Annotated in this window: 32 protein-coding genes and 1 other RNA gene; 19 read left to right on the top strand and 14 right to left on the bottom strand. The window is 63.7% G+C overall.

Annotated features, from left to right (window positions below; translation table 11 throughout):
• The coding region (locus tag ASD64_RS21445) for a hypothetical protein (protein ID WP_210171806.1) at window positions 1-199 on the top strand (199 nt) is incomplete at its 5' end.
• Between the two features lie 158 nt (window positions 200-357).
• Here the strand turns inward: ASD64_RS21445 and ASD64_RS01740 are convergent.
• The gene (locus ASD64_RS01740; RefSeq protein ID WP_056099711.1) at window positions 358-1,197 is read right to left on the bottom strand and encodes an AAA family ATPase; all 840 of its coding nucleotides are present in this window, start codon (window positions 1,195-1,197) and stop codon (window positions 358-360) included.
• Between the two features lie 121 nt (window positions 1,198-1,318).
• Between ASD64_RS01740 and ssrS the strand changes: the two genes are divergently transcribed.
• The 3 genes from ssrS to ASD64_RS01730 all read left to right on the top strand — a co-directional run bounded on the left by ssrS (window position 1,319) and on the right by ASD64_RS01730 (window position 3,359).
• Window positions 1,319-1,474: non-coding RNA, 6S RNA (ssrS, locus tag ASD64_RS20305), on the top strand.
• A gap of 174 nt (window positions 1,475-1,648) precedes the next feature.
• Window positions 1,649-2,224 (top strand): 5-formyltetrahydrofolate cyclo-ligase, encoded by a 576-nt coding sequence (locus tag ASD64_RS01735; protein WP_056099709.1) that lies wholly within the window; start codon window positions 1,649-1,651, stop codon window positions 2,222-2,224.
• Window positions 2,225-2,534: 310 nt separating this feature from the next.
• The gene (locus tag ASD64_RS01730) at window positions 2,535-3,359 is read left to right on the top strand and encodes a TIGR00282 family metallophosphoesterase (protein WP_056099707.1); all 825 of its coding nucleotides are present in this window, start codon (window positions 2,535-2,537) and stop codon (window positions 3,357-3,359) included.
• A 151-nt stretch (window positions 3,360-3,510) separates the two neighbouring features.
• Here the strand turns inward: ASD64_RS01730 and ASD64_RS01725 are convergent, their stop codons facing one another.
• Window positions 3,511-4,134, bottom strand: a complete 624-nt coding sequence (locus ASD64_RS01725; protein WP_156459964.1) for a tetratricopeptide repeat protein — start codon at window positions 4,132-4,134, stop codon at window positions 3,511-3,513.
• Between the two features lie 157 nt (window positions 4,135-4,291).
• Between ASD64_RS01725 and ASD64_RS01720 the strand changes: the two genes are divergently transcribed.
• Window positions 4,292-5,053 carry a TerC family protein gene (locus tag ASD64_RS01720; RefSeq protein WP_056099701.1) on the top strand — a complete coding sequence of 254 codons (762 nt, stop codon included), beginning with the start codon at window positions 4,292-4,294 and terminating at the stop codon, window positions 5,051-5,053.
• Between the two features lie 88 nt (window positions 5,054-5,141).
• Here the strand turns inward: ASD64_RS01720 and ASD64_RS01715 are convergent, their stop codons facing one another.
• The gene (locus tag ASD64_RS01715; protein ID WP_056100192.1) at window positions 5,142-5,621 is read right to left on the bottom strand and encodes an SRPBCC domain-containing protein; all 480 of its coding nucleotides are present in this window, start codon (window positions 5,619-5,621) and stop codon (window positions 5,142-5,144) included.
• A gap of 50 nt (window positions 5,622-5,671) precedes the next feature.
• Here ASD64_RS01715 and ASD64_RS01710 point away from each other — a divergent pair, with 50 nt between their 5' ends.
• Window positions 5,672-5,995: an ArsR/SmtB family transcription factor gene (locus ASD64_RS01710; protein WP_056099698.1), complete on the top strand. Its 324-nt coding sequence runs from the start codon at window positions 5,672-5,674 to the stop codon at window positions 5,993-5,995.
• Window positions 5,996-6,004: 9 nt separating this feature from the next.
• Here the strand turns inward: ASD64_RS01710 and ASD64_RS01705 are convergent, their stop codons facing one another.
• Complete coding sequence (locus ASD64_RS01705; RefSeq protein ID WP_200957774.1) at window positions 6,005-6,817, bottom strand: MBL fold metallo-hydrolase; 813 nt, start codon at window positions 6,815-6,817, stop codon at window positions 6,005-6,007.
• 258 nt (window positions 6,818-7,075) lie between these two features.
• Between ASD64_RS01705 and ASD64_RS01700 the strand changes: the two genes are divergently transcribed.
• The gene (locus tag ASD64_RS01700; protein WP_056099695.1) at window positions 7,076-7,825 is read left to right on the top strand and encodes a YebC/PmpR family DNA-binding transcriptional regulator; all 750 of its coding nucleotides are present in this window, start codon (window positions 7,076-7,078) and stop codon (window positions 7,823-7,825) included.
• A 152-nt stretch (window positions 7,826-7,977) separates the two neighbouring features.
• Window positions 7,978-8,268: a SelT/SelW/SelH family protein gene (locus tag ASD64_RS01695; RefSeq protein WP_082549823.1), complete on the top strand. Its 291-nt coding sequence runs from the start codon at window positions 7,978-7,980 to the stop codon at window positions 8,266-8,268.
• A gap of 94 nt (window positions 8,269-8,362) precedes the next feature.
• Here the strand turns inward: ASD64_RS01695 and rpmE are convergent, their stop codons facing one another.
• Complete coding sequence (rpmE, locus tag ASD64_RS01690) at window positions 8,363-8,584, bottom strand: 50S ribosomal protein L31 (protein ID WP_056099689.1); 222 nt, start codon at window positions 8,582-8,584, stop codon at window positions 8,363-8,365.
• A gap of 203 nt (window positions 8,585-8,787) precedes the next feature.
• On the opposite strand from rpmE, the gene ASD64_RS01685 reads away from it, so the two are divergent.
• Entirely contained in the window at window positions 8,788-10,608 is a 1,821-nt protein-coding gene (locus tag ASD64_RS01685; protein WP_056100186.1) for an ABC transporter transmembrane domain-containing protein, read from the top strand.
• Here the strand turns inward: ASD64_RS01685 and ASD64_RS01680 are convergent.
• Window positions 10,593-12,080 (bottom strand): carboxypeptidase M32, encoded by a 1,488-nt coding sequence (locus ASD64_RS01680; protein WP_056100183.1) that lies wholly within the window; start codon window positions 12,078-12,080, stop codon window positions 10,593-10,595. The genes ASD64_RS01685 and ASD64_RS01680 overlap by 16 nt on opposite strands.
• A gap of 140 nt (window positions 12,081-12,220) precedes the next feature.
• On the opposite strand from ASD64_RS01680, the gene ASD64_RS01675 reads away from it, so the two are divergent.
• Window positions 12,221-12,574 (top strand): DUF1304 domain-containing protein, encoded by a 354-nt coding sequence (locus tag ASD64_RS01675; protein WP_056099685.1) that lies wholly within the window; start codon window positions 12,221-12,223, stop codon window positions 12,572-12,574.
• 26 nt (window positions 12,575-12,600) lie between these two features.
• On the opposite strand, the gene ASD64_RS01670 is transcribed toward ASD64_RS01675, so the two are convergent.
• The 8 genes from ASD64_RS01670 to ASD64_RS01635 form a co-directional block, all read right to left on the bottom strand.
• Window positions 12,601-12,969, bottom strand: coding sequence for a hypothetical protein (locus ASD64_RS01670; RefSeq protein WP_056099683.1), 369 nt, complete (start codon window positions 12,967-12,969; stop codon window positions 12,601-12,603).
• 219 nt (window positions 12,970-13,188) lie between these two features.
• Window positions 13,189-14,220 carry a peptidoglycan -binding protein gene (locus tag ASD64_RS01665; protein ID WP_056099679.1) on the bottom strand — a complete coding sequence of 344 codons (1,032 nt, stop codon included), beginning with the start codon at window positions 14,218-14,220 and terminating at the stop codon, window positions 13,189-13,191.
• Window positions 14,221-14,381: 161 nt separating this feature from the next.
• The gene (locus tag ASD64_RS01660; RefSeq protein WP_056099676.1) at window positions 14,382-15,407 is read right to left on the bottom strand and encodes a MotA/TolQ/ExbB proton channel family protein; all 1,026 of its coding nucleotides are present in this window, start codon (window positions 15,405-15,407) and stop codon (window positions 14,382-14,384) included.
• Between the two features lie 95 nt (window positions 15,408-15,502).
• Entirely contained in the window at window positions 15,503-16,195 is a 693-nt protein-coding gene (trhA, locus tag ASD64_RS01655; RefSeq protein WP_056099673.1) for a PAQR family membrane homeostasis protein TrhA, read from the bottom strand.
• A gap of 94 nt (window positions 16,196-16,289) precedes the next feature.
• Window positions 16,290-17,090, bottom strand: coding sequence for an inositol monophosphatase family protein (locus ASD64_RS01650; RefSeq protein WP_056099671.1), 801 nt, complete (start codon window positions 17,088-17,090; stop codon window positions 16,290-16,292).
• 63 nt (window positions 17,091-17,153) lie between these two features.
• Window positions 17,154-17,720 (bottom strand): elongation factor P, encoded by a 567-nt coding sequence (gene efp / locus ASD64_RS01645; RefSeq protein WP_056099660.1) that lies wholly within the window; start codon window positions 17,718-17,720, stop codon window positions 17,154-17,156.
• A 105-nt stretch (window positions 17,721-17,825) separates the two neighbouring features.
• Window positions 17,826-18,935: a tetratricopeptide repeat protein gene (locus ASD64_RS01640; RefSeq protein WP_056099658.1), complete on the bottom strand. Its 1,110-nt coding sequence runs from the start codon at window positions 18,933-18,935 to the stop codon at window positions 17,826-17,828.
• A 2-nt stretch (window positions 18,936-18,937) separates the two neighbouring features.
• Complete coding sequence (locus tag ASD64_RS01635; protein ID WP_056099655.1) at window positions 18,938-19,585, bottom strand: thiamine phosphate synthase; 648 nt, start codon at window positions 19,583-19,585, stop codon at window positions 18,938-18,940.
• A gap of 183 nt (window positions 19,586-19,768) precedes the next feature.
• Here ASD64_RS01635 and ASD64_RS01630 point away from each other — a divergent pair, with 183 nt between their 5' ends.
• The 9 genes from ASD64_RS01630 to ruvB all read left to right on the top strand — a co-directional run bounded on the left by ASD64_RS01630 (window position 19,769) and on the right by ruvB (window position 26,934).
• Window positions 19,769-20,539, top strand: a complete 771-nt coding sequence (locus tag ASD64_RS01630; protein ID WP_056099652.1) for a sulfite exporter TauE/SafE family protein — start codon at window positions 19,769-19,771, stop codon at window positions 20,537-20,539.
• A 58-nt stretch (window positions 20,540-20,597) separates the two neighbouring features.
• Window positions 20,598-22,238, top strand: coding sequence for an acyl-CoA synthetase (locus ASD64_RS01625; protein WP_056099648.1), 1,641 nt, complete (start codon window positions 20,598-20,600; stop codon window positions 22,236-22,238).
• A 192-nt stretch (window positions 22,239-22,430) separates the two neighbouring features.
• Window positions 22,431-22,811 (top strand): hypothetical protein, encoded by a 381-nt coding sequence (locus tag ASD64_RS01620; RefSeq protein ID WP_056100179.1) that lies wholly within the window; start codon window positions 22,431-22,433, stop codon window positions 22,809-22,811.
• A 485-nt stretch (window positions 22,812-23,296) separates the two neighbouring features.
• The gene (locus ASD64_RS01615) at window positions 23,297-23,827 is read left to right on the top strand and encodes a DUF1465 family protein (RefSeq protein WP_056099646.1); all 531 of its coding nucleotides are present in this window, start codon (window positions 23,297-23,299) and stop codon (window positions 23,825-23,827) included.
• A gap of 127 nt (window positions 23,828-23,954) precedes the next feature.
• Window positions 23,955-24,467 carry a crossover junction endodeoxyribonuclease RuvC gene (gene ruvC, locus ASD64_RS01610; protein WP_056099644.1) on the top strand — a complete coding sequence of 171 codons (513 nt, stop codon included), beginning with the start codon at window positions 23,955-23,957 and terminating at the stop codon, window positions 24,465-24,467.
• Between the two features lie 94 nt (window positions 24,468-24,561).
• Window positions 24,562-24,813 (top strand): AbrB/MazE/SpoVT family DNA-binding domain-containing protein, encoded by a 252-nt coding sequence (locus tag ASD64_RS01605; protein ID WP_056099640.1) that lies wholly within the window; start codon window positions 24,562-24,564, stop codon window positions 24,811-24,813.
• A gap of 1 nt (window position 24,814) precedes the next feature.
• Window positions 24,815-25,222: a type II toxin-antitoxin system VapC family toxin gene (locus ASD64_RS01600; protein ID WP_056099637.1), complete on the top strand. Its 408-nt coding sequence runs from the start codon at window positions 24,815-24,817 to the stop codon at window positions 25,220-25,222.
• Between the two features lie 10 nt (window positions 25,223-25,232).
• Window positions 25,233-25,853: a Holliday junction branch migration protein RuvA gene (gene ruvA / locus ASD64_RS01595; protein WP_056099635.1), complete on the top strand. Its 621-nt coding sequence runs from the start codon at window positions 25,233-25,235 to the stop codon at window positions 25,851-25,853.
• A gap of 43 nt (window positions 25,854-25,896) precedes the next feature.
• The gene (gene ruvB, locus ASD64_RS01590; protein WP_056099632.1) at window positions 25,897-26,934 is read left to right on the top strand and encodes a Holliday junction branch migration DNA helicase RuvB; all 1,038 of its coding nucleotides are present in this window, start codon (window positions 25,897-25,899) and stop codon (window positions 26,932-26,934) included.
• Window positions 26,935-26,982: the final 48 nt, after the last annotated feature.

The following is a 26,982-nucleotide window of genomic DNA, read 5'->3' as shown; positions in this document are numbered from 1 at the left end:
CCAATCCGGCACCGACGCTTCCCCTCGATACCCGGTGCGCACCGAGTTTCCCGCAGAAGCGATGGCACGGATTATGGAAGAGGTGGAGAGGGCGTGGACAGGCGCTGTCCAAGATTCCGCGAGAGATGAGCAGGATCAACGGGTTGATAGGAGAGATGGGTGGCAGGCGGGTGGATCGATCCCCATTCTCGACCGCTGACAGGCCACCGCACCGTCACGGAATGGATCCCGGATATTCCTTTCCCGCGCCGCTCGAAAGAGAATTCCGGGATGACGATGGTGAGAGGTCGTGCCTCGACCTAGAGGTGATGAGGCTTTGTTAGCTTTCACTAACATACGACGACAGGTGAAGCGGAGTTACCCGTTGCGGCGGGCCAGGAAGGCAAGGCGCTCGAACAGGTGCACGTCCTGCTCGTTCTTCAACAGGGCGCCGTGCAGGCGCGGCAGGGCGCTTTTGGGGTCGGCGCGCAGATCTTCCGGCGCAATGTCGTCGGCGACCAGCAGCCTTATCCAGTCGAGCGCCTCGGACGTCGAGGGTTTCTTCTTGAGGCCGGGCACGTCGCGGATCTCGTAGAATTGGGTGAGTGCGGCCCGCACCAGCGCCTGCTTGATGCCCGGATAATGCACATCGACAATTCTGTGCAGCGTATCGGTGTCGGGGAAGCGGATGTAGTGGAAGAAGCAGCGGCGCAGGAAGGCGTCCGGCAGTTCCTTTTCGTTGTTGGAGGTGATGATGACGATGGGGCGCACGGCGGCGCGGATCGTTTCACCGGTCTCGTAGACGAAGAACTCCATCTTATCGAGTTCCTGCAACAGGTCGTTGGGGAACTCGATATCGGCCTTGTCGATCTCGTCGATCAAAAGCACGACCTTCCTGCCGGCGGCGAAGGCGTCCCACAATTTGCCGCGCTTGATGTAGTTCTTGATGTCGTTGAAGCGGCCGTCGCCGAGCTGGCTGTCGCGCAGCCGCGAGACGGCATCGTATTCGTAAAGGCCCTGCTGGGCGCGGGTGGTGGACTTGATGTGCCACTCGATGAGATCGAGGCCGAGGGCCGCCGCGACCTGCTTGGCCAGCTCGGTCTTGCCGGTGCCCGGCTCGCCCTTGACCAGTAGCGGCCGTTCAAGCGCGATGGCGGCATTGACCGCTACCATCAGATCCTTGTCGGCGACATAGGCCGCCGTGCCTTCAAAGCGCATTTTTCCGTCCCTTTTTCCGGCCCGACCCTACGGAGCCGGCCCCTCGGGTGCAAGAGCGGCGGGCTGCGAATAAAGCAGCGCATGTCTGGCTAAGCGACCCCGAGAAGCCTATATTGGCCGTGACGATCTGTGCTTCCCGGCAGGAGAACATTTTCCCCGGGGCCTTAATGATCCCTAGGGAGCTGTCCCTGGCCAGACCCGTGGGTCTGGGCACACGGCGCCCACCTACTTTGTAGGTTCCCGGGATCGCTCTCTCCACCGGTTGTGTGGATCGTCACCTGCCCGGTTCGCAACTGTGCCGTGTTGCGCCGTGGCGATCGTTTCTTTCCCCAGGTCGCATCGCGACTATGTTGATTTCCCTCCATTCGAGGTGCGGCCTTCGGCCTTGTCTCCGCCCCTTGACCTGCGCGCAAAGTTGGGATTTTGCTCGCCGCAAAGGGAAGGCTGGGACATGACTTCACTGAAAGAGCAGAAGCAAGCCGTGCGGCTGGAAGCACTCGGGCGGCGCGATGCGCTCGACCCGATGTGGCGCATCGAGATTTCGTTGCGCATCGCCGAAGTCGGCGAACCGGCGATCAATTTCGCGCCGGGCACGGTGGTTGCCGGTTTCCTGCCGATCCGTTCGGAAATCGACCTCAGGCCGTTGTTGTTCGCGCTTGGCGAAAAAGGGGCGAGGCTTTGCCTGCCGGTGGTTCTGGACAAGGAAACCATCGTGTTTCGCGAACTGGTGCGCGGCACCCCCATGGTGTCGACCGGATTCGGCACCAGCGGGCCGGGGCCGGACGCGAAGGTGCTCGACCCGGATATCATCCTGTTGCCGCTGGCCGCCTTCGATCCTCGCGGTCACCGGTTGGGCTACGGCGCCGGCCACTACGACCGGGCGATCGCCCGCCTTCACGAGCGCGGGTTGAAGCCGCGGCTGATCGGCACCGCCTTCAACTGCCAGCAGGTCAAACGGGTGCCGGACGAAGCGCACGACGTCATCCTGCCGGAGATGCTGACCGAGAGCGGGTTGCGCCGGTTTTGAGTTTCAGGTGAGGGCGGCCTGCAAACGACAGGCTTCTGCGCTTCCGGTGCTCACGTACCTGAATGTACGCTCCGCTCCGGTTCTCGATGCCTGTCATTTCGGCTCGCCCTGACCTGAAACACGCCCCTGACCCGAAACTCGGGGTGCAGCCGTGGCTGATGCCCGGCCCACGAAAGTCGAATGGCTTTGACGGCTGGATCGTGCGGTGATTTACAGTCTGCGAGGCAGTTGCAAGGCTGGCCGGCGGTTCTTTCAGCGCAGCGTGATCTTTCCTGACGAAAATCATGCGACTTTTCGAGGGTAAGGTTTCGTGAGACTGCTTTTTCTTGGCGATATGGTGGGCAAGACCGGGCGCACGGCGGTGCAGGCGCAACTGCCGGGGCTGATCTCGGAACTCAAGCTGGATTTCGTCATCGTCAATGGCGAGAACGCGGCGGGCGGCTTCGGCATCACCGAGGACATCTTCCGCGACACCGTCGCCGCCGGCGCCGACGTGGTGACGACCGGCAACCATGTCTGGGACCAGCGCGAGGCGCTCAACTTCGCACCGCGCGAGGACCGGTTCCTGCGGCCCGCCAATTTCCCGAAAGGCACGCCCGGCAAGGGCTCCGGGCTTTATACGGCCAAGAACGGGGCACGCGTCATGGTGGCCAACATCATGGGCCGGGTGTTCATGCATCCAGAACTCGACGATCCGTTCCAGGCGGCCGAGCGCGAACTCGCCGCTTGCCCGCTTGGCGAGCAGGCCGATGCGGTGGTGGTCGATTTCCACGCCGAGGCGACCAGCGAGAAGATGTGCTTTGCCCATTTCGTCGATGGGCGGGTGAGCTTCGTCGTTGGCACCCATACCCACCAGCCGACCGCCGACCACCACATCCTCAACGGCGGCACCGCCTATATTTCCGATGCCGGCATGTGCGGCGATTACGATTCCTCGCTCGGCATGGACAAGGAGGAGCCGCTCAACCGCTTCCTGTCCAAGGTGCCGAAGGGCCGCTTCGAGGCGGCGAGCGGTCCGGCGACCCTGTGCGGCGTCGGCGTCGAGATTTCCGACCGCACCGGCCTTGCCGAGAAGATCGCGCCGTTCAGGCGCGGGCCACGGCTCGAGGAGACGGTGCCGGCCTTCTGGAAATAGATTCAGGTGAGGGCGGCCTGCGAACGGCAGCCTTCTGCGCTTCCGGTGCTCACATACCTGATGTACGCTCCGCTCCGGTTCTCGTACGCTACCGTTCTCGGCTCACCCTGACCTGAATCTCGGCACACCCGAGCGGCCTGCAAACGGTTCGTTACAAGTCCTGTTCCTTGCCCTTGATCGGCGGGCGTTCAGCATCCGGGTCGGGCGGCAGCATCGTGCGCTCCTTCAGCCAGGGATGGATCTTCACCGCCTCGATGAGAGCGGCGTTGGCGGCCTCGGTGCGGCCACGGCGCGACAAAACGTGGAACAGGCCGGAGAGCGCGCCGAAATGCTTCGGCTCCAGTTCCAGCGCGCGCAGGATATCGGCTTCGGCGCCTTCGTCGTTGTCGCGCAGGAAGCGGATGAAGGCGCGCTGGTTCCAGGCCTCGGCGTAGTTCGGCGCCTGTTCGATGGCGCGGTCGAGCAGGTCTTCGGCGGTGGCGAAGTCGTAGGCCTCGCGCCGGTCCATCGCCTGGTCGACGAAAGTGCGGACCTCGCCGTTGGGGGCGAGATCGAGCCAGAAGTTCCAGATCGCGTCTTCCAGCGCGCGCGCTTGCGCCTCGGTGGCGGCAGCGGCCAGATGCTGGAAGAGCCTTTCGCGCAACGTGGCCTTGTCGGCGGGCAGGGAATGCGCCGCCTGCGGACCTTTGTCCTGCGGGGTCCCGGTGGCATGGGCAAGGGGCAGCGGCAGCAGGTTCGCCGCAAGCAAGGCACCGAGAGCGATCACCCGTTTCATGCGGCCATCATATCGCATGCGGCGCGGACGTGAATGCCTCAGGTCTCAATGGCCGCCCTTTTTACGCCGTTCGATAAAATATGCCGGGTGACATTGACGATCGGGCAGGCCGTACCTAATTCTGCACGACATTTTATGACGGAGAGATTGCGCGCGCATGCTTGAAGCCATTGCCCCCCATTTCGCCTTCGTCAATGACCCGACAGCCTGGGTCGCCCTTCTAACGCTGGTGGTGCTCGAAATCGTCCTGGGCATCGACAATCTGATCTTCATCTCCATCCTGACCAACAAGCTGCCCAAGGAGCAGCAGGCGCCGGCCCGGCGTCTCGGCATCGGCGCGGCGCTGATCATGCGGCTGCTCCTGCTTGCGACCATCTCCTTCATCGTGCAACTGACCGAGCCGATCTTTTCCGCTTTCGGCCACGGTTTTTCATGGCGCGACCTGATCCTGATCGCCGGCGGCCTGTTCCTGGTGTGGAAGGCGACGCGGGAAATCCATCACACTGTCGACCCGCTGGATCACAAGGACGAGATGGTTTCCAGGACCCTGCAAGTGTCGCTGGCGGGCGCCATATTCCAGATATTGCTGCTCGACCTGGTGTTCTCGATCGATTCCATCATCACGGCGGTCGGCATGACCGACGAGATCGCCATCATGTACATCGCCGTCATCGTGGCGGTGACTGTGATGCTTTTGGCGGTCAACCCGCTTTCGGCCTTCATCGAGAAGAACCCGACCATCGTCATGCTGGCGCTGGGCTTCCTGTTGATGATCGGCATGACGCTGATCGCCGACGGCTTCGGCTTCCACGTGCCGAAAGGCTACATCTATGCGGCGATGGGTTTCTCGGCGCTGGTCGAGGGACTCAACATGCTGGCGCGCCGGCGCAGGAAATCCCGTCAGGGCACCGACCGCTAGAGCAATTCCAGGAAAAGCGGGAACCGGTTTTCCGTCTGGAATTGCGTAAAAACAAGGGATGCGGGTCAGCGCCCTACGTGGCGACCGTTCATTTGCGGCTGACGTCGGTCGGCAGTTCGCCGCGCATTTCGCTGGGGTAGAAGCCTTCGCGCAGGTTGATGCCATATTCGACATAGGCCTTCATGGCCGACAGCATCATCGCCCAGCCCTCGCAATTGTTGTAGGACGCCTTGCGGCCCTGCTCGTCCTCGCGCCAGCCCGTTTCTGAAATGGTGACGAAGGTTCCGCCGTCGTCGAGCTGTTCGAAATCCATCTCGATCAGCGTCTTGTAGGCCGGGGCATTGGTGTCGGCATCCCAGCGCAGCACGATGCGCTTTTGCGGCACGACCTCATCGACCTCGACGGGAACTTGGCCCCACCACGTCACCGTGGTGCCTGCGACCAGTGGGGCGCTGGCGCCCTTGATGGTGGTGAAGTAGCCGGAAAGCTTGGTGGGGTTGACGACGGCGTCGAACACTTCGGCGGCCGGTTTGCCAATGCGGCCGGAAACCCTGATTGCGATGGACATGTCCACAGCTCCTTCTTGTGTGTGGGGATTATGTGTTATAAAAATATAACATGTCAACCGAATCGAAAGACAACCGCGTTTTCAAGGCTTTGGCGCATCCGCTCCGGCGCCTGATGCTGGACGGGTTGAAGGACGGGCCGAAGACGACCGGCGCGCTGTGCGAAACGTTTTCCGACATGGACCGCTGCACGGTGATGCAGCATCTCAAGGTGCTGGAGGCAGCGGGCCTTGTGGTGGCGCGGCGCGAAGGCCGGGAGCGCTGGAACCATCTCGACGCTTTGCCGATCAAGCGCATCCATGACCGCTGGATCAGCGAATATGCCGGCCATGCGCTGTCGATCCTCGACCGGCTGCAACAAGACCTCGAGCGCTGAAGCGCCCGCTCACACGCCTTGCAGGACGATGATGGTGGGGCGCTGCGGCAGGGTGCGCAAGGAGACCTTCAGCGTGCGGCTGTCGGGGAATTCGACGGCGAAACCCGAACCCATCCGACCGAGGAACTCGCTGATGCCGGTTGCATGGCGGTGCATGGGCAGGACTACCGAAGAATAGAGCCTGCCGGCGATTTCGCTCATGGCGTTGAGCGACAGCGTCATGCCGCCGTCGATCGGTACCATGACGACATCGAGGCGGCCGATGGCGCTGTAATGGGCATCTTCCAGCCGGTGGTGAAGATGGCCGAGATGGCCGATGCACAGGCCGGCGACCTCGAAGATGAAGATCGAGTTGCCGTCGCGCTCCATGCCGCCGTCCCAGCCGCGGATGTCGGTTGAAACGTTCCGGATGTAGACGTCATCGACCACGAGTGCGTGTCTTGCCGGGCCGCCGGCCGGATTCCAGCCCCGCAGGACATGGGCGATGCCGGGGTCGGGAAGATCGGTGAAATGGGTGCGGTGCGCCTTGTTCATGGTGACGACGTCGGGCAGCGGGCTGGAGCCGTAGACGCCGCTGTAGTCGGTGGCGACGCGCACGCCGGCAGGCGTTTCGATGACATAGGTCGAATGGCCGGCATAGGTGATCGAAACTTCGCCTTCGGCCTGTGCCTGCGCCGGGGCGAGGTTCGCGTAGATGACGTTGGGCAGGGCGTTGGCGACGGCCACGCATCGCGACGGCGGCGGGGCGTCCTCGGACCAGACCGGCAGGACCATTGCCGACAGAAACAGGATGAGGGCGCTAAGCAGGCGCAGGCACGGCATATCGGCCTCCAGGCATCCGGGCAAGGCAACTATGAATGACGGTGCCCGGACGCCCGAGTCACGTTTTCGCGAGCGGCAGGGTGTGTGCGGCTGGACGAATTGAGCCGATTTCTCTATAAGCCCGCCATTCCGAGCATTGGACCCGTTAGCGGTAACCGACTTTTGGGCGTCCGATGCCAATTCAACTGTCAGATCCGTCTTCAGGTGCCCGGCGGGCGCGGCGCGATCTGATCGCCGCGAACAGACGACAGGGGTCACATGGCCGGCCATTCACAGTTCAAGAACATCATGCACCGCAAGGGGCGCCAGGATGCAATGAGATCGAAGCTGTTCTCAAAGCTGGCGCGCGAAATAACCGTTGCCGCCAAACTCGGCGTCCCCGACCCCGCGATGAACGCGCGGCTCAGGCTTGCCGTGCAGGCCGCCAAGGGCGAGTCGATGCCGAAGGACAATATCCAGCGCGCCATCAACAAGGCTTCGGGCGGCGATGCGGAGAACTATGAGGAAGTCCGTTACGAGGGCTACGGTCCCGGCGGCGTGGCGCTGATCGTCGAGGCGCTGACCGACAACCGCAACCGCTCCGCCTCCAATGTGCGCGCCGCCTTCACCAAGGCCGGCGGGGCGCTCGGCGAAACCGGATCGGTGTCGTTCATGTGGGACCGGGCAGGCGAAATCCGCTATCCCGCCTCGGCCGGGGATGCCGACAAGGTGATGGACGCGGCGATCGAGGCGGGCGCCGACGATGTGGAAACCGACGAGGACGGCCACACCATCTACTGCGCCTTCGAAGGCCTGGGCGACGTGTCCAAGGCGCTGGAAGGCGCGCTTGGCGAAGCCCAGTCGGTCAAGGCGATCTGGAAGCCGCAGACCAACGTGCCGGTCGACGAGGAGCGCGCCCAGTCGCTGATGAAGCTGGTGGCAACGCTGGAAGACGACGACGACGTGCAGAACGTCTACGCCAATTTCGAGGTGGATGAAGCCACTTTGGCCAAGCTCAGCGCCGCCTGAGTATCCGGGTGATGGCGGGCTGCGAATAGCAGGCTTCTGCGCTTCCGGTGCTCACGTACTTCGACGTACGCTCCGCTCCGGTTCTCGAATCCTGCAATTCTCGCCTCGCCCTGACCCGGATACGCAGACCATCCAGAACTTTGGTGATGTGCATGACCGAGCGTCCAATCATCCGCATCACCTACTGCACCCAGTGCCAGTGGCTTCTGCGCGCCGGCTGGATGGCGCAGGAATTGTTGTCCACTTTCGGCATGGAACTTGGCGAGGTGGTGCTGGTGCCCGGCACCGGCGGGGTGTTCTCCATCACCTGCAACGGCGACCTGATCTGGGAGCGCAAGCGCGACGGCGGCTTTCCCGATGCGGCCAGGCTCAAGCAACTGGTGCGCGACGTGATCGACCCGGAACGCGATCTCGGCCATGCGGACCGCAGGCCGCAGGGGTGAAGTCCTGTTCCTGAACGGGCGCTGCCGCGGCGCAATCACAAACAACAAAAAACCCGCCTCGAAGGCGGGTTTTTCATGTGGACTTTCGTCCGTATCAGAGACCGAAGCCTTCGAAGCGCTTCTTGAACTTGGACAGGCGGCCGCCGCGATCCAGCAGGGTCTGCTGGCCGCCGGTCCAGGCCGGGTGCGTGGTCGGATCGATGTCAAGGTTCATCGTGTCGCCTTCCTTGCCCCAGGTCGAGCGCGTCGTGTACTCGGTGCCGTCGGTCATGACGATCTTGATGGTGTGATAGTCGGGATGGATATCGGCCTTCATCGCATTGTTCCTGGTCTTGTGGCGCGGCAGCGACCGGATGGCCTGCGTCGAAGCGCCTCTTTCTAAAATCCGAAGCCGCAGCTATTCAAAAACTGCGGCCTCTAAATCGGTCGGCGTGCCTATACATCAACCGAAATTGAATCACAAGGTCGAGTAAAGGGCATATTGATGTCCGGCAACGGACACGGACGGGGATGCAAGCAATGGCGCGACGAGAAAGCGCAGACGGGCGCAAGCGCTCGCTGAAGCCCCTGAGGCGTCTATTCCCCTATATCGGACGCTATCGCAAGCTTGTGATCGGGGCGATGGTTTCGCTGGTTCTGGCGGCTGTGACCACGCTCGCCATCCCGCTTGCCGTGCGGCGGATGATCGACCACGGCTTTTCCAGCGCCGATTCCACTTTCATATCGGACTATTTCGCCATGCTGGTGGTGATGGCCGCCATGCTGGCGCTGGCTTCCGCAGGCCGCTACTATTTCGTCATCACGCTGGGCGAACGGGTCGTTTCGGATATTCGCCGCGACGTATTCTCGCATGTCACGACGCTGTCGCCAGCCTTCTTCGACCAGGTGCAGTCCGGCGAGATCGTGTCGCGGCTTGCCGCCGACACGACGCAGATCAAGTCGGCGGTCGGCGCAACCGCATCGGTGGCGCTGCGCAATGTCATCCTTGGCCTGGGCGCGCTGGCGATGATGGTGGTGACCAGCCCCAAATTGTCCGGCCTGGTGATTGCGGCGATCCCCCTGATCGTGCTGCCGCTGGTCGCTTTTGGCCGCTCGGTGCGCCGCAAGTCGCGCACGGCGCAGGACACGCTTGCCCACGCCACCGCCTATGCCAGCGAACAGATCGGCGCGGTGCGCACGCTGCAGGCCTTCACCAATGAGGGGATGGTGACGGGCCGGTTCGCTCAATCGGTCGAGAATGCCTTTGAGGCGGCGCGCGCCTCGGTGCTGGCGCGGGCTTTCCTCACCTTCGTCGCCATTTTCACGGTGTTCGCCTCGGTCGTGGCGGTGTTGTGGTTCGGTTCACGCGACGTTCTGTCGGGTGCGATCTCGCCGGGAACGCTTGGCCAGTTCCTGCTCTACGCCGTGTTTGCCGCGGGCGCGCTGGGTGCGCTGTCGGAAGTGTGGGGCGAGTTGTCGCAAGCAGCGGGTGCGGCCGAGCGGCTGACCGAATTGCTGGACGAGGAGCCGACCGTCGAGGTGCCGGCAAACCCCAAGGCGTTGCCGGCGACGGCCAAGGGAACGATCGTTTTCGACAAGGTCTCCTTTTCCTATCCGGCCAGGCCTGACCGGGCCGCCGTGCATGAGTTGAGTTTTTCGGTGAAGCCGGGCGAGACGGTGGCGATCGTGGGGCCGTCGGGTGCGGGCAAGAGCACGATCTTTTCGCTGATCCTGCGCTTCTACGATCCCGAGACGGGTTCGATCCGCGTCGACGGCGTCGAGGCACGCGATGCCGATCCGGCCGAGTTGCGTGCCCGCATGGCCATCGTGCCGCAGGACGTGACGATCTTTGCCGCCTCTATACGCGACAACATCGGTTTCGGCCGCCCGGGCGCTCCGGATGCGGAGATCGCGGCGGCGGCGAAGGCAGCGCTTGCCGACGAGTTCATCCTGAAGCTGGACAAGGGCTACGACACGCAGGTCGGCGAACGCGGCGTCATGCTGTCGGGCGGCCAGCGCCAGCGCATCGCCATTGCCCGCGCCATCCTGCGCGACGCGCCGATCCTTCTGCTCGACGAGGCGACTTCGGCGCTCGATGCCACCAGCGAGACGCTGGTGCAGGAAGCGCTGGAACATCTGATGCAGGGGCGCACCACGCTGGTCATCGCGCACCGGCTGGCGACCGTGCTGAAGGCCGACCGCATCCTCGTCGTGGACGAGGGCCGCATCGTGGAGGAAGGCACGCACAAGAGCCTTGTCGCCAAGGGCGGCCTTTATGCGCGGCTGGCCAGCCTGCAGTTCGACACCGGCGCCGGGGCTTTCAGCGGCAAACCGGAACTGGCGGTTCAGGACGCTCCGTAGCGCCGCTCCAGATGCTCGATGAAGTAGCGGGCGTTGAGCGTCTCGCCGGTGGCGCGTTCGAGCAGTCGAGGCGTCGACCATCGCGACCCCTGCGACCATATTCTTGCGCGGCGCCATTCGTTGACGGCGGCGAAATCTCCCCTGGCGATGGCCTCGTCGGCGTCGGGATGCTCGCGGGTCAGTGCCGCCCATTGCTGCGCTGCCATCATCGCGCCCAGCGTATAGGACGGGAAATAGCCGAAGGCGCCGCTTGGCCAATGAACGTCCTGCATCGGGCCGTCGGCGGGGTTGTCGATGGTCGACAGGCCCAGCGTGGCGCGCATGCCGGCATCCCAGGCTTCGGGCAAGTCGGCAACTTCGAGGCGGCCCGACACCAGTTCCTGCTCCAGTTCGTAGCGCAAGATGACATGCAGCGGATAGGTGACCTCGTCGGCATCGACGCGGATCAGGCCGCGCTCGACATGTTGGATATGCGGCAGGATGTCGTCGAGCGACCAGTCTTCGCCAAGGTGCTTCTCCACCACCGGCAGCGCCCAGCGCCAGAAGGCGGGATTGCGGCCAAGCTGCTTTTCCACGAACAGGCTCTGGCTTTCATGCATGGCCATGCCGCGCGCCTTGCCGAGCGGCCAGTGCGCCCAGGCCTGCGGCAGGTTTTGTTCGTAAAGCGCATGGCCGGTTTCGTGCAGCACGCCCATCAGGGCTGAGAGGAAATCGGTGGTCTTGTAGCGGGTGGTGATGCGCACGTCGCTCGGCACCCCGCCGCAGAACGGATGATGCGATACCGACAGGCTGCCGTGGGTCAGGTCGAAGCCGACCGCCGCCATCATGGCGAGGCCGAGTTCGCGCTGCCGGTCGATGGCGTAGCTGCCGGACAAGGGCTTGAGCGCGCGCTTGGCCAGCCGTTGTTCCTGAACGGCCAGCGCCTGTGGCACGAAGCCCTTCAGGAAGGATTTCAGCTCGGCAAAGACGGGTGTGATGGCGGCTGCGCGGTTGCCGGGATCATATTGCTCCATCAGCGCGTCATAGGGGGCGAGGCCGAGTGCATCGGCGCGCATGGCGGCTTCCTCGCGCACCAAGGCGACGATGCCTTCCAGCGCCGGCTGGAACGAGGCCCAGTCGTTCCTGGCGCGCAGGTCGCGCCACAATTGCTCGCAGCGCATGCGTGCGGCCGTCTGGCGCTCGACGAATTCGGCGGGCAGGCAGGTGAGGTTGGTGTAGTGGCGCTCGAATTCGCCAAGTGCTGCCGCCTGTTCTTCGTTGAGGCTTTCGGCTTTGGCAGCGTCGATCCAGCAGGCGATTTCGGGCGCGGTGGCCTGTCGATGGTACATGCCGGCAAGGGCGGCCATCGCCTCTGCACGCTTCTCGCCGCCGCCGACGGCCATATGTGTCGCTTCGTCGGCGCCGAGGATCGCCAGCGCATGGTCGAGCGCTTCGAGCTTGCGGCCAAGGTCGTCGAGTTTCTGGAAGGACATGATGCGTTCCTGCTGATTTGCCGTGTGGAAAAGAACCCGGCCGGCGGCGAATGGCAACCCCCGAAAGAATGGGCCAGACGGTTGCGTGGCGGCACATGGCCAGCCATGATCGGATTGAGGCAGGTGGAGGCAGAGAAACGATGCTTGGCAATATTGCGGTCGCGCTCGTCGCCCTCATCCACCTCTACATCGTCTATCTGGAAATGGCGGCATGGGACACGCCGCGCGGCCACAAGGCCTTCAACCTGACGCCGGAATTCGCCAGGGCCTCGAAGGTGCTGGCGGCCAACCAGGGGCTTTACAACGGCTTTCTCGCCGCCGGGCTGCTGTGGGGGCTCTATCTGGGGGAAGCCGGCTTTCAGGTGAAGGTGTTCTTCCTCATCTGCGTGGCGGTCGCCGGGCTCTATGGCGCGGCGACCGCATCAAGGAAGATACTCTACATCCAGACCGTGCCGGCCGTGCTCGCGCTTTGCCTGTCATGGGCCGGTGCCTGAAGCCGGCAGCGGCTTGCGCGGTCCGGTCAGTCCATCTTGACCGGGTTGACCTGGTCGGAAATCGCCGCGATGCGCTGCAGCAACTGGTCGTACTGCGCGGTCGGAATCTGGCCGTGGTTCTCAGCGGCCGCAGTCATGGTTGCCTTGCGGATGCTGCGCGCATCGGCAGTCAATGAGTTTGCCTGGCTCACGGTCAACTTGCCGCTGTCGCGATCTGCGACGATGCCGTCCGTGACGCTGTTCAACTGGCCGAGGATCACCTGTTCGTGAGATACCGAAGCGGCCAGGGGGGCTGGCGGCGTGTAGCCGTCATCGCTCATGCTGGCATAGGCTCCGGCAAGCGGGGCGGCGGCAAGAAGACTGGCGAGGGTGAAAGTCGCATATAAAGAGCGCATGATTGCGTCTCCGTTGTCGAGGCAAGCCGATGGCCTGCCTTGCGTGGACCGTCCGGTCCCGTCGCGTCGCGGTGTTGGGAGCACCGCCGGCGGTTCCCGGTCCGCAGTGGAAGCTAGGAGGAGCGGGCGGCAAAGTGTAATTAAAAAAAGATAATCTTCGACGGCCTTGCCGGCCACATTTGCCGCCCTAAAGGCGCACGCGCCAACTGCCTGTCACACTCAGCGCTCGGTCAGCTTCAGTTCGATGCGGCGGTTTTTGGTGCGGGCTTCGTCCGTGTCGGCCTCGTCTAGCGGCTGGAATTCGCCGAAGCCGGCCGCGACCAGCCGGTTGGCCGGTACGCCATTGGCGATGAGCAGCTTGACCACCGAGGTGGCGCGCGCGCTCGAAAGCTCCCAATTGTCCCTGTAGCGCCCGGCTCCCGATAGCGGCTTGGTGTCGGTATGGCCATCGACCCGCAGCACCCAGTTGATCTCGGGCGGAATTTCCTTCTGCAGTTCGATGATGGCGTCGGCGAGCTTCTTCATCTCGACCTGGCCGGCCTCGTTGATCTGGTCGGAGCCGGTCGGGAACAGCACTTCCGACTGGAAGACGAAGCGGTCGCCGACGATGCGGATGTTTTCGCGGTCGGCGAGGATCTCGCGCAGCCGCCCGAAGAAATCGGAGCGGTAGCGGTTCAGTTCCTGCACCCGCTGGGCCAGCGCCACGTTGAGACGGCGGCCGAGATCGGCGATCTTGGTGTTGGATTCGCGGTCGCGCTGTTCGGAAACGTCGAGCGCCTGCTCCAGCGCCGCGATCTGCTTCCTCAGCGCCGAAATTTGCTGGTTGAGCAATTCGACCTGGGACAGGGCGCGCTGGCTGATCTGGCGCTCGCTGTCGAGTTCGCCGGTAAGCTGGTCGGCGCGGGCGCTGGCGGCGGACCCGGCACCGGCGCCTTGCGCCAGCAATTGCTCGAGCCGGCTTTTCTCGGCTTCGGTGGCGGACAGCGACGCTTGCAGGTTGACGAGCTGGTCCTGCACGTCCTGGGTGTTGCCCTTTTCCAGCGCCAGAAGCTGGGTCAGTTCATTGATCTGCGAGTTCAGGCGGTTCAGCACCTCGTCCTTGCCGGATATCTCGCGGCTGAGCAGGAACTGCGCCAGCACGAACACCGACAACAGGAACATGATGGCGAGAAGCAGCGTCGACAGCGCGTCGACGAAACCCGGCCAATAGTCGATGTGGCGGTCGCTGCGGCGTCCACGCGCGAGAGCCATCAGACCATGCTCCCGCCAGTTTGGACCATGCTACCGGCCCGGTTCGTATCAAATCCTTCGGGTTTCGGCTTGGCCGTACTACCGGTACGACCTTCACCGAACCCCTCGACCTTGCCGCGAACCACCTCCGGCAGAATGTCCCAACCTGACAGGAGCATGGTCTAGTTCACTCCCTGCTTCTTCAACGCATCGGCGATCTTTTCCAGCGTGTCGCGCATGGCGCGCTGCTCGTCGGACTGGGCTTCGACCCAGTCGCGCATGATCTGCTGTTCGGAGCGCATGTTCTTGACCAGGCCGGAGATGCCGTCGGCGAGGTTGGCCATGGCGGTGGCGACGCGTGGGTTGGAGCCGCCGCCCGCCTCCTGCAGGGACCGCAAGCGTTCGGACAGCGCGCGGATCTCGTCGGTTGCTTCCGCCTTGAACCCGTCGGAAACGGCGATGTCCGACGACAGGTCGGTGACGGAGGACAGCCAGTTTTCCAGTTCGGTGTAGAAGCGGTTCTGGGCGCGGCCGGACTGCAGGTCGAGGAAGCCCAACACCAGCGAGCCGGCAAGGCCGAACAGCGACGACGAAAACGCCGTGCCCATGCCCGACAAGGGTGCGGCCAGTCCTTGCTTCAAGGCTTCCAGCACGGAGGCGGAATCGCCGGTGCCCGGATCGAGCGACTGGATGGTTTCGCTGATGGAGCCGATGGTGTGCAGCAGGCCCCAGAAGGTGCCGAGCAGGCCGAGGAAGATCAAAAGCCCGACCAGATAGCGCGAGGTGTCGCGGCTTTCGTCAAGACGGGTGGCGATCGAATCCAGCATGGTGCGCATCGAACTGGTGGAAAATGCCATCGAGGCCGAGCGGCCGAGCATCGCCTTCATCGGCGCCAGAAGCACAGGTTCGGTGGTTTCGGAACCGGCGCGGAAGGAATTTACCCAGCGCACTTCGCGAAACAGGCGCCCGACCTGGGCAAAGGCGAGCAGGATGCCGACCACCAGCACGCCGAGGATCAGGCCGTTGAGGCCGGGGTTGGTGACAAAGGCGGACTGGATCTGGCGGGTCAGGATGATGGCGATGAAGCCGACGATGGCGAGGAAGATGACCATGGTCAGCAGGAACACTTGCGGGCTGGACAGCTTGTGCGGGTCGTAATTCAGGACATCGGAGCGTCCGCCAATTCCAAACGATCGAAGCAAAGTCATACGTGTTCCATCCCGATTTCGCGGCGCGAAGGGACTCTAAACGGAATTCTGGCGAAATTGAAAGGTGCTTGCGGCGCTGCTGGCGATGATCGGCTTCAAAGCCGGTCGATAACGAGACAGTCCATCATTGCCGCCAGATGCAGGCCACTGCCCGTGACCACGAAGCCGTGCCACAGCGCATTGTGGAAGGGCAGGCCCTTCCAGACAAAGAAGACGACGCCGCATGAGTAGGCGATGCCGCCCGCCACAAGCAGGGCCAGCGCCGTCGCAGGCAGCGTGTCCACCAGCGGCCCCACGAGGACCAGCCCGCTCCAGCCGATGGCGAGGTAGAACAGGACCGCCAGACGGTCGAAGCGTCCCGGCAACATGATCTTGACGGCGATGCCCATGGCAGCCGCCGACCACACCAGCGCGATCATCAAGCGGGTGAGAAAGGATGCCTCGAGTTGGGCAAGGAAGGGCGTGTAGGTGGCGGCGATCAGAAGATAGATCGCCGAGTGATCGAAGCGGCGCAGCACCCATTTCGCAGGCGACGCCACCGGCCACAGATTGTAGGCCAGCGATACCGAAAGCACGGTGACCAGCGACACGACAAAGAAGACGGCGGCGACGTATTCGCCGGTGCCCGACCGGGATGTGGCCAGCGCCAGCATCGCCGATCCGGCGGCGATGGCGAGTATGATGCCCAGCGCATGCACGATGCCGTCGGCAATCAGTTCCGCACGCGAATAGTGCCACCGCCCTACAAAGGGAATAACCAGATCGTCAGGCTGCCGCATCTTGTCCATACCGGCAATTTGGGCAGGAGATGCGGGTGATTTCAAGTTCCACTCATGGCTTAACCAAGGCCAGGAGCGGCTCGACTTTCGATTGGTCCTGGCTTCAGCGCGGCGGCAGCGGCTTCTTGAGCGTCTTGAGAAGCGTGCGGTGGATCGCCTCGTTGCCGGCCACCACCGTGCCGTCGTCAAGCATGTCCTGGCCGCCGCCCATGTCGGAGACGAAGCCGCCCGCCTCGCGCACCATCAGCAGGCCGGCGGCGATGTCCCAGGCCGACAGATTGGCTTCCCAAAAGCCGTCCATGCGCCCGGCGGCGACATAAGCGAGGTCGAGGGCGGCCGAGCCCATGCGGCGGATGCCGGCAACCTCGCCCATGACGTTGCGCAGTTCGAGGAGGAAGTTGCCGTGATGACCGCGGCCCAGATGCGGCACGCCGCAGCCGATGACGGCGTCGGTGAGCTTGCTGCGGGCAGCGACGCGCAGGCGGCGATCGTTCATGAAGGCACCGCCGCCGCGTTCGGCGGTGTAGAGCTCGTCCATGCCCGGATTGTAGATGACGCCGGCGACGATCTGGCCCTGGCGCTCCAGCGCGATGGAAACCGAAAACAGCGGAATGCCGTGCAGGAAATTGGTGGTGCCGTCGAGCGGGTCGACGATCCAGCGGTGCTGGTCGTCGTCGCCGTGAACCGCGCCGCGCTCTTCCATGAGGAAGGAGTAGCCGGGGCGGGCCTTGGACAATTCGGCGAAGATGATTTCCTCGGCCTTGCGGTCGGCCTGGCTGACATAGTCGCCGGGCCCCTTGAGCGAGACCTGCAGGTTCTGCACCTCGCCGAAGTCGCGCGACAGCGAGCGGCCGGCCTTCATTGCTGCCTGGACCATGACGTTGAGGATCGCCGAACGCGCCATTTCAGGAAAGTCTCCGGTTGCAGGAATTGCCTGTCGGGGCGGCAGGCAACACGACCATTACGCCTATTCCGCGCGGCGCAGGTAGGTGATTTCGTTGGTGTCGACCAGGATGCGCTCGCCTGCCGCGATGAACGGCGGCACCAGCACGCGGATGCCGTTTTCCAAGATGGCCGGCTTGTAGGACGATGCCGCCGTCTGGCCCTTCACGACCGGGTCGGCCTCGCTGATGGCAAGCACGACCTGGTCGGGCAGGGAGATTCCGATCGGTTTGTCGCCATAGAGGCGCACCGTCACCATCATGCCGTCCTGCAGGAAGGCGGCGCGCTCGCCGACGAAATCCTTTTGCAGTTCGAGCTGTTCGTAGCTTTCGGTGTCCATGAAGACGAGCGCGTCGCCCTGCTCGTAGAGAAAGGAGAAATCCTTGTATTCGAGGTCGACCTGCTCGACCGTTTCGGCCGAACGGAAACGCTCGTTGAGCTTGGTCCCGTTGATGAGGTTCTTCAGTTCGACCTGGTTGTAGGCGCCGCCCTTGCCGGGCTTGACCGTATTGGTCTTGACCGCCACCCACAGTCCGCCATCGTGCTCGACGACGCTGCCGGGGCGAATTTCGCTGCCGCTGATCTTGGCCATGATTTTTCTGGGTCCGAAGTGGGGTGATCGCCGAAAGCGGCGATTTCGGCGTTTCCAAGACCACAATTCCCCGCAAGAGGCAAGAGATGCGGCCCTGATGCCGGATCAGGGAAGGCGGTTTGCCCGTTGCAGCGCCTGTTTGGTTTCGTCCGCGGTCAGGCCGTGCAGGAAATCCTCCATCTCCTGGTCGATGAGGCCGGCGCGCCGGGCGACGATGTACCAGGCACCGGCGAGGATCGAGTCCGGCTCGGTGCCGATGCCGCCCATGTAGAGTTTGCCGAGGCGGTTCTGGGCGGCGACGTTGCCGCCCCGGGCCGCGGCAAGCATCCAGCCGAAACCGGCCTTGAGGTCGCGCTGGCCGCCACGTCCCTCGATCAGCCACTGGCCGAGATCGAGCTGGGCGGTGTCGTAGTTCTGGCGTGCCGCTCTGGCGAGGAACTGGCGGGCTTGCGCATCGTCCTTTGCCTTGCCGCCGGCGCCGTTGGCGTAAATCTGCGACATCGCATATTGCGCATCGGCGACCCCGGCCTCAGCGGCGCGCTCGTAGTAGGGCACGGCCTTGACCAGTCCGGCATCGCCGCGGTCCTCACCGACGAGCAACTGGGCGAAATTGAACTGCGCCAGCGCATTGCCGGCTTCGGCGGCGGCCTGCATCAGCGCGTGAGCCTCCCGTTCGTCCTTCTTCACGAAGCGGCCGTCGAGCAGCATCAGCGCGTACTGGAACTGGGCTTCGGGAACGCCGCGCTCGGCGGCGGCGGCATACCATTTGGCCGCTTCGGCAGCGTTGACCGGAACGCCGAGGCCGCGCGCCAGAATCTCGGCCAGTAGGGTCTGCGCTGCCGGATCGCCGTTTTGAGCGCGCGGCAATGCCAGATTGTAGGCCGTCTTGTAGAGGCCGCGCTGGAAGGCGCCATAGGCCTCGTCGGCCGGCCTCGCGCCAAAGCGGGCCGGGTCGAGCCCGTCGGCCGACGGCAACGGGCCGGGCGAGACCGTCGTTGACGGCTGCGGCAGGTTTGGGACAATCGGCTTGTCGGCCTTGTCGGCCTTGTCGGCCTTGTCGCCCGGGACGCTCGCTGGCGTGGCCGGGGCCTGAGGAATTGGAGTTTGCGCCTGCGGAGCGGGGGCGGCCATGGGCTCGGCCGGCACGGTTTCAGCGGCGGCGGCCGAGAGGCAAGCACACAGGAAAACCAAAGCCGATGCCAAGCGCCGCTTCATCGTCAGTCCTCGAAACGCGGCGCGGTCTGGTCCAGCAGCGCGTTGGCCGCAGCCACTGCGGCGCGTGCGTCGACGCCATCGGCAAAGACCGCTGCCGACACGGCGACGAACTCGGCGCCGGTCCGGGCGACTTCCTCGACCGAGGCGATGTCGCTGCCGGCCAGAACGATGCACGGCACCGCGATCATCTCGGCCCACCACGCGCCGAGCGCCAGGTTGCGCCGATGCGGTTCGGGCGTGTTGTCGTAGCCGAAGCGGCCGAAGAACATGTAGTCCGGGCGCTCCTCGCCAAGATCGAGCGCGTCGTCGCGGGTCTTCACCCCGCCGGTGCCGACCATCATCTTGCCCTGCAGGCGTTCGATCGTTTCGGCAAGATCCTGCCGCGCCCCTTCCAGATGGATGCCGTCTGCCTGGACGCGGCCGGCAATGCGGCTGTCGCCGGCGATGATTGCGGCAGCGCCCGCCTTTTGGGCAAGAGGCACGAGCTTTTCCGCCATGGCCTGGAACGCGGCCTCGCCCATGTCGCCTTGCGGCAGGATCAACGATGCGACGTCGCCGCCTCGCAACGCCTCGGCAAGGCGTTCGGCGGTCAGGGCGGGCGGTGCGATCAGCACGATGCGGCAGCGATTCGGTGGCGTTTCGTCATTCATGGCGGTCGGTTCCGATAGTCGCCTATGGCGGGCGAAGTTGGTTGCATTGCGGCATAGAGCAAAGCTTCCGCCTTGAACAGGCGGGCGCCGTCATCGGCGTCCACAAGCCGGGGCCTTTTGCAGTCGCGGCGCGTAAAATTCTGGGCTATCTGTTGCATTCGATCCCCCAAAGCAAATTTCACGATGACGGACCTGCTCCTCGATCCATGGTTCTATGCCACGGCCATTCCGGCCGTTGTCCTGGTCGGCCTGTCGAAGGGCGGCTTCGGCGGCGCGGTCGGCTTCGTCGGCGTGCCGCTGATGGCGCTTGCCATGCCGCCGGTGCAGGCGGCGGCGATCCTGTTGCCGATCCTGTGCCTGATGGACGTCGTGTCGGTGTGGACATGGTGGGGCGTCTACGACCGCAGGATGCTCATCGACATGCTGCCGGGCTCGATTGCCGGCATCGGCCTCGGCTGGTTGGCGGCGGCGCTGGTGACGCAGGACATGGTGCGGCTGATCGTCGGTGTCGTCGCCATCGTGTTCGTGGCGCGCTGGCTTTACCTTTTGATGCGCCACGGCGCCGAACATGCCGCCTTGCCGAACCGCATCGCCGCTGCCTTCTGGGGCGCGGTCGCCGGCTTCACCAGCTTCGTCGCCCATGTCGGCGGGCCGCCGTTCCAGGTCTATGCCTTGCCGATCCGACTCGATCCCAAGGTGCTTTCTGGAACCGCGACGCTGTTTTTTGCCGTCACCAACGCGCTGAAGCTCATTCCCTATTTCGCGCTCGGCCAGTTCGACACCACCAATCTCACCGCATCGCTGGTGCTGACGCCGTTGGCGCCGCTGGCGACGCTGGCCGGCGCCTTCCTGGTGCGCCGCATGAAGCCGGAGGTGTTCTATCCCTTTACGTACGCGACGGTGGGACTGGTCGCGCTCAAGCTGTTGTGGGACGGGCTTGTTGATCTAATGTAGAAATGACGCAGGCCGTCTCCTGTGCTTAGAGCGGCGACTACCAGTTGGGGAGAATGGGATGGGCAGTTCCTTTGAGCACGACCTCGACAAGAACCCGGCCAACTACCAGCAACTGACGCCGATCACCTATCTCGAGCGCGCTGCCAAGGTTTTCCCCGAGCACATCGCCATCATCCATGGCAGCCAGCGCATCAGCTACCGCGACTTCTGGCGGCGCTCGCTGAAGCTTGCCTCGGCGCTGGCCGGCGAAGGCATCGGCAAGAACGATACGGTCACGGTGATGCTGTCCAACACGCCGGCGATGCTGGAAGCGCATTTCGGCGTGCCGATGGTCAAGGCCGTGCTGCATTGCCTCAACACCAGGCTGGACGCCGCGGTGATCGCCTTCCAGCTCGACCATGCCGAAACGAAGGTGCTGATCGTCGACCGCGAGTTTTCCGGGGTCGTCAGGCAGGCGCTGGCGCTGGCCAAGGTCAGGCCGCTGGTCATCGACTATGACGATCCCGATTATCCGGCCGATGCGCCCTATGCCAAGGGCGAACGGATCGGCAGCCGCGACTATGAGGCGTTCCTCGCCGGCGGCGATGAAAACTTCGACTGGTCGATGCCGGACGACGAGTGGGACGCGATCTCGCTGAACTACACCTCCGGCACCACCGGCAACCCGAAGGGCGTGGTCTACCATCACCGGGGTGCGGCGCTGATGGCCTACACCAACACCATCCATGCCGGCATGGGCAAGCACTGCGTCTATCTGTGGACGCTGCCGATGTTCCACTGCAACGGCTGGTGCTTTCCCTGGACGCTGGCCGTGCAGGCCGGCACGCATGTGTGCCTGCGCTGGGTGCGGGCCGGGCACATGTATGCGGCGATCGCCGATCACGGGGTGACGCATCTGTGCGGTGCGCCGGTGGTCATGTCGCTGCTGATCAACGCGCCGGAGGACGACAAGCGGACCTTCCCGCAAACGGTGTCGTTCAACACGGCCGCCGCCCCGCCGCCGGAGGCGGTGCTTTCGGGCATGGCCGACGCCGGTTTCGAGGTCACCCATCTCTATGGGCTGACGGAGACCTACGGCCCGGCCGTGGTCAACGAATGGCACGGCGAGTGGGACGAACTGGACAAGGGCGCGCGCACGGCCAGGAAGGCCCGCCAGGGCGTGCGCTACGCGTCGCTGGAAGACCTGTCGGTGATCGATCCGCAGACGATGCAGGCGACGCCGGCTGACGGCGAGACCATCGGCGAGGTGATGTTTCGCGGCAACATCGTCATGAAGGGCTACCTGAAGAACCGGGCGGCCAGCGACGAGGCGTTCGCCGGCGGCTGGTTCCATTCGGGCGATCTCGGCGTCATGCATCCCGACGGCTACATCCAGATCAAGGACCGCTCGAAGGACATCATCATCTCGGGCGGGGAAAACATTTCCTCGATCGAAGTCGAGGACGCGCTCTACAAGCATGCGGCGGTGGCGGCCTGCGGCGTGGTCGGGCGGGCCGACGACAAATGGGGCGAGGTGCCGGTGGCCTATGTCGAACTGAAGCCGGGCAGAACAGCCAGCGAAGCCGACATCATCGAGCATTGCCGCAGCCTTCTGGCGCGCTTCAAGGTGCCCAAGGCCATCGTCTTCGCCGAGATTCCCAAGACCTCGACCGGCAAGATCCAGAAGTTCCGTTTGCGCGAGATGGCCAAAGGGCTTTGAGCATCCAACAGCCCAGATTGCGGAAATCCGACAATTTGCTAATATGACGCCGCTTCGGGAGGGGCGGTACGGCGATTTTCAATCGCCAGATTCGACGATGCCGGCTGCAAGCCGATGACACAAACCACCATCGATATTGATCTCGGCGTCAACCGCATTCCCGCGGGGAAAAGGCAAACGGGAGCATTTATCATGCAAGGGGTAGCACGTAATTTCTTCACACTGGCCATAATCTACGCACTGTTCGGGATGGCGCTCGGCCTGTCGATGTCGATCAGCCAGGACCACTCGCAAATGCCGACACACGCCCACACGATGGTGGCGGGGTGGCTGATGTCGGCGGTGTTCGCCTTCTTCTACCACCTTTTTCCAACGGCCGCCGGCAAGATGCTGGCCACCGTGCATTTCTGGCTGACGGCGGTAAGCGGCATCCTGCTTCTTGCCGGCCTGTTCCTGCTGCTCGGCGGCAATGCGAGCATCGAACCGCTGGTGGCGCTTGCCTCGATGGGCTTCTACGCCGCCATGTTCCTGTTCGCCTTCATTGCGCTGCCGGCGCTGTGGAAACGGAACTGACGGCATTCGCAAACGAGGCCGGAAGGCAGCGATTGCCGGCCTTTCAAACAAAAAATCGAGATGCTGTTAACGCATCATTAAGCTTTACGGTTGTTTACTATAGTTATCCAGTGATCTGGATTCTTACCGAGTGGTTGGAGCCACTTTGTTTGACGCCTCCCTGTTAAACTCCTGAGAGCCGCCTTATCCGCGGCTCTTTTTTTATCCATTTTTCATCCTGGCCGACCTTGCAGCAGCCTCGTTCCAATCTGCCCTGTTCATATTAACCTTTTGTTAAACATGTGCTTGCCTTGGGCGAAGACGGGGCGCATTTTCGGGTTGTATAGGCGGGTAAGCGCGGCAGCGGGCTTTCTGGAGCATCGGTCCGAAAAGCGGATCCGGTTTCCGGAAGATCCGATGCTCAAACAAGGAGACAGATCGCCACCATGCGTCCGTCAGGATGCGCAGCGATCGGTCGACCTGCCGCAGGCGAACAGGGTGCATTGATGAGCGAAGTTTCGAGGGAAAGCACGAAAACTGTTAAACTGGCCGAGCGCCGGGTTTTTTCGCAATCCTTCCGGCCGCTCTACAATGAAGGCATGGGGCTGGTCGAACACGCCGCCGAATATCTCGACGGCAAGGGCCGGGCCGAGGCCAAGAAGCTTTCGCGGCTTGCCGCGACGCTTTACGCGGCCGAATCGATGCGGCTCACCACGCGCCTGATGCAGATCGCGTCCTGGCTGCTTTTGCAGCGCGCCGCCAATTCCGGCGAGATGACGCGCGACCAGGTGGCGTCCGAGAAGTCCAAGGTGCGCCTCGATACGGTTTCGGCGCATGAAGACGCCGCCGGCTGGAACGAACTGCCGGAAGACTTTATCGATCTGGTCAAGCGTTCACTGCGCCTGCAATCGCTGGTTCGGCGCATGGATGAAGAGATTTATGGCAGCGGCATTGCCACGCTGCCGGTGGAGGGACGGCGCGGAAATCCGGTTTCCGACCAGATTTCCCTGCTCAACACCGCTTTCGCGCGCGGCTAGTCGAAGTTCACACTTTCTCGCCGTTTCGGACGGAACCCGGTTTTCCGGCTCAACTCCAGTCACAGTTTTGTTTCCTGTTTGTTCACAAATCGCTGGCAAGTGTGCCGCAGGCGGTTAGAGTGGGCAAATGGCGGACGCGATTCGTATCATCGGTATCGATCCGGGGCTGAGGCGCACCGGTTGGGGCATCATAGAGAGCCTCGGCAATTCGCTGCATTTCGTGGCGGCCGGCACGGTGCGCTCCGACGAAAAGCTGACATTGGCCTCGCGGCTCTGCCAGTTGCATGACGGGCTTTCGGAAGTGATGCATTCGGCCATGCCGCATGAGGCGTCGGTGGAACAGACCTTCGTCAACAAGGACGCATCGGCGACGCTCAAGCTTGGCCAGGCGCGCGGCATCGCCATGCTGGTGCCTGCGCTGGCCGGCCTGCCGGTGGCGGAATATGCGCCGAACGCGGTCAAGAAGGCGGTCATCGGCGTCGGCCACGGCGACAAGAAGCAGATCCACATGATGGTCAAGGTGCTGCTTCCCAAGGCGGTGTTCGACAGCGAGCATGCCGCCGACGCGCTGGCCATCGCCATCTGCCATGCCCATCACCGGCAAAGCGTTGCCTACCGCATGGCGCAACTGGCCGGCTAGAGCCGGGCTGTTCACCGCATGAATCGACACCAGATGTTCTTTACATGTTCCGCAGGTTGGAATATGTAGGAATAAGTTTGCCAAGGAGTTGACCATGCGGGTTTCCGAGAAGGGTCAGATAACCATTCCCAAATATTTGCGTGACCTCGCCGGCATCCGACCGAACGGGGACGTGTCGATTCATCTGGAGGGTGGAAGGCTGGTGATTGAATCTGCGGAAAGGTCCGAGACCGTTGCCAACAAGGCCAGGCTTGAACGATTTCTTATGGCGTTGAGGAAGATGGAAAAAACCGGCGATCCGACAATCAGCGCCGACGACGTCATGCGCGCCACGCGGGACCGGTAGCATGCCGGTTCTGGTCGACACCAACGTCCTGATAGACATAGCCTATGACGATCCGGAATGGAGGGGCTGGTCGCAAGGGCAACTTGAACAACATGCGGGCGAACTGGTGATCAATCCGATCATCTTCGCGGAGTTCAGCTATCGCTATCGGGATATGGAAACCGTCGAGGCGGCTCTGGATCCGGACGAATTCCTGCGTGAGCAAATTCCCTGGGAGGCGGCCTTCGCTGCGGGGCAGGCTTTTCACCTGTATCGCTTGCGCGGAGGCGGACGCGAGCAGGCTCTGCCGGATTTCCTCATCGGTGCACATGCGGCGGTGCGCGGTTATCCGATCGTGACGCGCGATCCAGTAAGCTATCGTACCTATTTTCCGACCGTCGACGTGATCGCTCCTGATACCCATCCATGAAAGTCGCACCATGATCGGCAAGCTCAAGGGGACACTGGACGAGATCGACGAGGACCACTGCATCGTCGATGTGCACGGCGTCGGCTATGTGGCGTTCTGTTCGGCCCGCACGCTGGCCGTGCTGCCGGCTCCGGGCGAGGCGGTGGTGCTGTTCATCGAGACCTATGTGCGCGAGGACGCGATCCGGCTTTACGGTTTCCAGTCGGCGCTGGAGCGCGACTGGTTCCGGCTGCTGATGGGCAATGTGCAGGGCGTCGGCGCCAAGGTGGCGCTGGCGATCCTGTCCACCCTTTCGCCCGCCGACCTCGCCAATGCGATTGCGCTGCGCGACATCGCCATGGTCAGCCGCGCTCCGGGCGTCGGCAAGAAGGTGGCCGAGCGCATCGTCACCGAACTGAAGAACAAGGCGCCGGCCTATGCCGGGTCGGCATCCGGTACCATCGGGCTGAAGCAGGAACTGGGCGAAGGGGTGGCGCCGGCGCCGATCGCGGATGCAGTGTCGGCGCTGGTCAATCTCGGCTATTCGCGCGATACCGCCGCCAACGCGGTTGCCGCGGCGCTTAAGGTGGGCGGCGAGGACGCGGATTCCTCGAAGCTGATCCGGCTCGGGCTGAAGGAACTGGCGCGGTGAAGCCCTGCTTGCCCCTGACCGAGAGGCATGGCAGGACAGTTAAATGAGCCTTTCACCCCGTCTCATTGCACCCGACAAGCGCGGCGAGGATGCCGAGCAGACCATGCGCCCGCAGGTGCTGGACGACTTCGTCGGGCAGGCGGCGGCGCGCGCCAACCTCAAGGTCTTCATCGAAGCGGCCAAGGGGCGTGGCGAGGCGCTCGACCATGTGCTGTTTGTCGGCCCGCCGGGGTTGGGCAAGACGACGCTGGCGCAGATCATGGCGCGCGAAATGGGCGTCAACTTCCGGTCGACCTCCGGCCCGGTCATCGCCAAGGCGGGCGATCTGGCAGCCCTTCTGACCAATCTCGAAGACCGCGACGTGCTGTTCATCGACGAGATCCACCGGCTGAACCCGGCGGTGGAGGAAATCCTCTATCCGGCGATGGAGGATTTCCAGCTCGACCTGATCATCGGCGAAGGGCCGGCGGCGCGCTCGGTGAAGATCGACCTGGCGCGCTTCACACTGGTGGCGGCGACGACGAGGCTCGGACTGCTCACCAATCCGCTGCGCGACCGCTTCGGCATTCCGGTGCGGCTCAATTTCTACACCGTCGAGGAACTGGAACTGATCGTGCGGCGCGGCGCGCGCATCCTCGGCATGCCGCTCGGCGACGACGGCGCGGTGGAGATCGCGCGGCGCGCGCGCGGCACGCCGCGCATTGCCGGACGCTTGCTGCGGCGCGTTCGCGATTTCGCATCCGTTGCCGGAGACGGCCATGTCGACCGCAGGATCGCCGACGAGGCGTTGTCCAGGCTGGAGGTCGACGCGCTCGGCCTCGATGCGCTCGACCGCCGCTACCTCACCATGATCGCCAATAATTTCGGCGGCGGGCCGGTCGGGGTCGAGACGATAGCGGCGGGGCTTTCCGAGCCGCGCGACGCCATCGAGGACATCATCGAGCCGTATCTCATCCAGCAGGGCTTCATCCAGCGCACGCCGCGTGGTCGCGTCTTGACGGCCAATGCCTGGCGGCACCTGGGGCTGGACGCGCCGGCCGACCTGGCGCAGCAGCAGATCAACCTGTTCCAGGAGGAGTGAAGCGGTTGCCGTTGGCCGTGGCGGGTGTCGCGTGTGAGGTTTCCCTCA

Source organism: Mesorhizobium sp. Root157, assembly GCF_001427385.1.
Classification (GTDB): domain Bacteria; phylum Pseudomonadota; class Alphaproteobacteria; order Rhizobiales; family Rhizobiaceae; genus Mesorhizobium.
The sequence above is the reverse complement of the archived record's forward strand: the minus strand, read 5'-3'. Positions and strand labels throughout refer to the sequence as shown.